2 protein-coding genes are annotated in these 1589 nt (G+C 64.0%); both read left to right on the forward strand.

Annotated elements, in window-relative coordinates; genetic code table 11:
- Positions 1 to 722, forward strand: a 722-nt coding sequence (locus D3H34_RS32405) for an Hsp70 family protein (protein WP_147400580.1), incomplete at its 5' end; no start/stop codon positions are given.
- 88 nt (positions 723 to 810) lie between these two features.
- Positions 811 to 1589 (forward strand): molecular chaperone DnaJ (locus D3H34_RS32410; protein ID WP_147400581.1); only part of this gene is annotated, 779 nt, incomplete at its 3' end.

Consider the following 1589-nt stretch of genomic DNA (forward strand, 5'->3'; position numbering starts at 1 on the left):
TGATGACCAAGATGATAACCAAGAACACGACCATCCCGACGAAGTTCGCACAGACCTTCTCGACCGCCGACGACAACCAGCCGGCCGTGACCATCAAGGTGTTCCAGGGCGAGCGTGAAATCGCTTCGGGCAACAAGATGCTCGGCGAGTTCAACCTCGAAGGCATCCCGCCGGCAGGCCGCGGCGTGCCGCAGATCGAAGTGACCTTCGACATCGACGCCAACGGTATCCTGAACGTGTCCGCCAAGGACAAGGCGTCGGGCAAGGAAAACAAGATCACCATCAAGGCGAACTCGGGTCTGTCGGAAGAAGAGATCCAGCAAATGGTCAAGGACGCGGAACTCAACGCGGCCGATGACAAGAAGAAGCTGGAACTCGTGCAGTCCAAGAACCAGGGCGAAGCCGCGGTGCACAGCGTGACCAAGAGCCTGACCGAGCACGGCGACAAGCTCGACGCCGCCGAGAAGTCGGCCATCGAGACCGCCGTCAAGGAACTGGAAGAAGTCCTCAAGGGCGACGACAAGGACGCGATCGACGCCAAGACCACGGCCCTGATGACCGTGAGCCAGAAGCTCGGTGAGAAGATGTACGCCGACGCGCAGGCCGCGGGCGGTGCCGATGCAGCGGCTGCGGCCGGTGCAGCCGGCGCGGCAGCAGGTGCCTCGGCGCCCGAAGACGACAATGTGGTGGACGCCGAAGTCAAGGAAGTCAAGAAGGACTGACGCGGCAGGTCCTCTGTGACTGACCGCCGCCGCGTCGCCCCGAAAGGGGGACGCGGCGTTCCTGTTCCAACCGGCCCCAGAAATCAACATGTCCAAACGCGACTATTACGAAGTCCTCGGCGTTGCCAAGAACGCCTCGGACGAGGAAATCAAGAAGGCTTATCGCAAGCTCGCGATGAAGCATCACCCTGACCGCAACCAGGGCGATACCGCCGTCAAGGCCGAAGAGAACTTCAAGGAGGCCAAGGAGGCCTACGAGATGCTCTCGGACGCCCAGAAGCGCGCGGCCTATGACCAGTACGGCCATGCAGGCGTGGACCCGAACCGTGGCATGGGCGGCGGCGAAGGCTATGGCGGTTTCGCCGAAGCCTTCGGCGACATCTTCGGCGATATGTTCAGCCAGGGCCAGGGACGTGGCGGACGCGGCGGCGGACGCCAGGTGTACCGCGGCAACGACCTGAGCTATGCGATGGAAATCACGCTCGAGGAAGCCGCCAAGGGCAAGGACGCGCAGATCCGCATCCCGTCCTGGGACAGCTGCGACACCTGCCACGGCTCGGGCGCCAAGCCCGGCACCAGCGCCAAGACCTGCACGACCTGTGCGGGCCAGGGCTCGGTGCAGATGCGCCAGGGCTTCTTCAGCGTGCAGCAGACCTGCCCGCACTGCCGCGGCACGGGCAAGATCATTCCCGAGCCCTGCACCAGCTGCAACGGCCAGGGCAAGGTCAAGCACCAGAAGACGCTCGAAGTCAAGATTCCCGCGGGCATCGACGACGGCATGCGCATCCGCTCCACGGGCAACGGCGAACCCGGCACCAACGGCGGCCCTCCGGGCGACCTCTACATCGAGATCCGCATCCGCAAGCA

This window comes from Acidovorax cavernicola, assembly GCF_003581445.1.